Below are 2,600 nucleotides of genomic sequence, written 5' to 3'. Positions count from 1 at the left end.
AATCGATCGATAAAATCAGCAAAAGACACCGGCACACCATCGACAACGTTAAAAATTGCACCCTTCGGTTCCGATTCGTCGGCTACCTTTACCAAAGCCGCCGCCGCATCCTCAAAGTGCAGCCAGTTTCCCAGATTGCTGTCAGGCCCGGCAAAATAAGGACGACCCATTTTAAACGATTTTATATACAGTTTGAGGTCTTCCGATTCAGGCCCGTACAGGTATCCCATCCGCAATACACAAGTCGGAATCTGACTGTTTGTCACCTGATTTTCGGTGGCGATCGCCATTTTGAAAATTTCGTCATCACCTGGTACACTCAGCGGTGTGTTTTCGGTCGCTTCCTTGGTGTTACCGTACAAAAAAGTGTAGCTAGTGTGAATTAGCAACTTAATATTTGTGTCTTTTACCGCTGTCAGCAGTGCACCAGTTGTTGTCGAAAGCGTTTTATCGAATCCTTTCCAATCTTGCCCATCGCTGAGCAGGGTATTTGCTTTTTGCGGGGTGAGGTTGACAACCACATCTGGATTGGCGGCGAGAATCGCATCCCTGAGTTCCACACCGCTGGAATGGTCAGTTTCTACCGCAACTCCGCCGGCTGAATGCACGGCTGCTGCACCGTCTTTTTCCTGTGTCAATCCAGTTACTTTGTGTCCCTGCGCTACAAACTGCCGGACTGTTGCTTGTCCGAGTTCGGAGTCGGCGCTGGTAATGACAATGCTCAGCTTTATATCTGCCATCTGCTGGATCACCTATTTTTTCTGTTTCTACATACTTACTATTTTTGCCACCTAAAAAGCGACTATCTCTTGGTAGAAAAAGTAGTGATTAGGATTTATGCAGGAGGGATGAGAAACCCGGTTTTTGGAGAAAATATTTAGTTGTAACCCGCAGTCAGGGTAAAAAAACCGGTTTCTGTGGTCTAGATGTGTCAGTCGCGGTTATTCTAAAGATTAAGTTACCAAAATTTTCTCTACAGCTTGCCCGATCGCCCGCCCAATCATGCTAGAAATTTCCAACACAGTATTTATTGCCGATCGCGAAATCGAGATTAGCGCCATTCGCTCCCAAGGCGCGGGCGGGCAAAATGTCAATAAGGTGGCGAGTGCTATTCACTTGCGATTTGATATCCCAGCTTCCTCATTGCCCGATCGCTACAAGCAGCGTTTGTTGCAAATCAGCGACGGGCGCATCACCTCTGAAGGTGTGATTGTCATCAAAGCGCAGGAACACCGCAGCCAGGAACAAAACCGGGAAGAGGCTTTGAGGCGGCTGCAAGAATTAATTAAAAGTGCGATCGTCATCCCCAAAAGGCGCAAACCCAGCAAAGCGACTCGCTCTTCCCAGCGCAAGCGTCTCGACAGCAAAACCAAGCGGGGGCAGATTAAGGCTCTGAGAGGGAAAGTCACGGATTGATCGATCATCTCAATTACTCTTGAAATCAGGATATGATTGTAGGTAATGATTGTTAGTTTTAGGAAACAACAATGACAACTACTACAAGTAACGAGCCGACGCTGGGGGATGTTATTGAAAAGCTAGACAGGTTATCGACTGATGTTGAGAAATTATCGGCTGAAGTTGAGAAATTATCGACTGATGTTGAGAAAACTAATGACAAAACCGACAGATTCAATGACAAATTCGATAACTACCAGAAAGCTACGCAATGGGTTGTGCAACTTGCTTTCACTTTGATTGCAAGCGCCACTATCACGGTGATTATCACTTCAGTTCTCCGCAAGTAATACCACATCCTACTTTAATATCCTCTTTATAACTTGCCTGTTAGATCCCGACTTCTTAAAAAAGTCGGGGATCGGGTATGTTTGTTTAGGTTTATCTACTTAAAACCAAGCAATAAAAGTTGTCAGTCGGGATTTGGTGGGCCTAAGTTGTTAGGTAAATCGTTAAGCGTTTTTCCCAGAGCTTTGCAAAGGGCTTTCATTTGAGCAATGGTCAGTTCGGGTTCGTCTAATCCTCGTTCCCAGTTACTGATTGCTTGTTGACTTAGGGTTTTTGCGCCCGTTTTGTCGGGAATTTGCTTTGCTAAAGCTGCTTGCGATAAACCAACAGCCTCCCGCAAGATTTGCAGTGCTGGTATATCTTTGGACTCTTGAGTTTGTTTCTTTCGGGGCATATCATGGGAAATTTACAAGCAAACTTGTTGACAACCGCGAGTTTACAAGTATCCTTGTTAAAGATAGAGACAACAGAAAGGCGGCTGCTTTAGCCGGACGGTGGAAACGCTTTGGTTTATAGCGAGCTGCCTTATTTGTAGTTTCTACCCATTATGCCTGCATACCCAAGCGTATTTTCCGGGCTTGAATCATGCACCCAAGCCCCTTTCCCTAGACTTTTCCGAACCCCTGCGGGTTAGTTATCGTTCGGCGAGGGCGCGAGACTTGGTAAGTCATCGGGAATTTTAGTTACGTCTAATCCTAAAAGCTCAAACATAGTTTTTAGAGAAACCTGGTACAGGTTAGCCATAGCAAGTATGTTTTCAGCGTTAGGTAGAGCCTTGCCTAATTCCCAGTCAGCTTGTCTTCGCTCGGAAATTCCGATTTTTTCTTTAACTTGAGGGCGTGTTAGTCCAGCTT

5 protein-coding genes are annotated in these 2,600 nt (G+C 45.7%); 2 read left to right on the top strand and 3 right to left on the bottom strand.

Going from position 1 to position 2,600, the window contains the following annotated elements:
* Positions 1 to 740, bottom strand: a 740-nt coding sequence (locus WBA89_RS03335; RefSeq protein ID WP_424404066.1) for an NAD-dependent epimerase/dehydratase family protein, incomplete at its 3' end; no start/stop codon positions are given.
* A 262-nt stretch (positions 741 to 1,002) separates the two neighbouring features.
* On the opposite strand from WBA89_RS03335, the gene arfB reads away from it, so the two are divergent.
* Together arfB and WBA89_RS03325 are read left to right on the top strand one after the other, a co-directional pair.
* Positions 1,003 to 1,416, top strand: a complete 414-nt coding sequence (gene arfB / locus WBA89_RS03330; protein ID WP_424404064.1) for an alternative ribosome rescue aminoacyl-tRNA hydrolase ArfB — start codon at positions 1,003 to 1,005, stop codon at positions 1,414 to 1,416.
* 71 nt (positions 1,417 to 1,487) lie between these two features.
* Entirely contained in the window at positions 1,488 to 1,748 is a 261-nt protein-coding gene (locus WBA89_RS03325; protein WP_424404062.1) for a hypothetical protein, read from the top strand.
* 122 nt (positions 1,749 to 1,870) lie between these two features.
* Here WBA89_RS03325 and WBA89_RS03320 read toward each other — a convergent pair whose 3' ends face one another.
* Positions 1,871 to 2,140: a helix-turn-helix transcriptional regulator gene (locus WBA89_RS03320; RefSeq protein ID WP_424404060.1), complete on the bottom strand. Its 270-nt coding sequence runs from the start codon at positions 2,138 to 2,140 to the stop codon at positions 1,871 to 1,873.
* 236 nt (positions 2,141 to 2,376) lie between these two features.
* Positions 2,377 to 2,600: helix-turn-helix domain-containing protein (locus tag WBA89_RS03315; protein WP_424404058.1), on the bottom strand; the 224-nt coding region annotated here is incomplete at its 5' end.

It is taken from the genome of Microcoleus sp. (assembly GCF_049646505.1).
GTDB lineage: Bacteria > Cyanobacteriota > Cyanobacteriia > Cyanobacteriales > Microcoleaceae > Microcoleus.
The sequence above is the reverse complement of the archived record's forward strand: the minus strand, read 5'-3'. Positions and strand labels throughout refer to the sequence as shown.

Excerpts from the sequence above, each read along its gene's own strand:
- WBA89_RS03320 (WP_424404060.1), bottom strand. The coding sequence starts at position 2,140 with ATGCCCCGAAAGAAACAAACTCAAGAGTCCAAAGATATACCAGCACTG.
- WBA89_RS03325 (WP_424404062.1), top strand. The coding sequence starts at position 1,488 with ATGACAACTACTACAAGTAACGAGCCGACGCTGGGGGATGTTATTGAA.
- arfB (WP_424404064.1), top strand. The coding sequence starts at position 1,003 with ATGCTAGAAATTTCCAACACAGTATTTATTGCCGATCGCGAAATCGAG.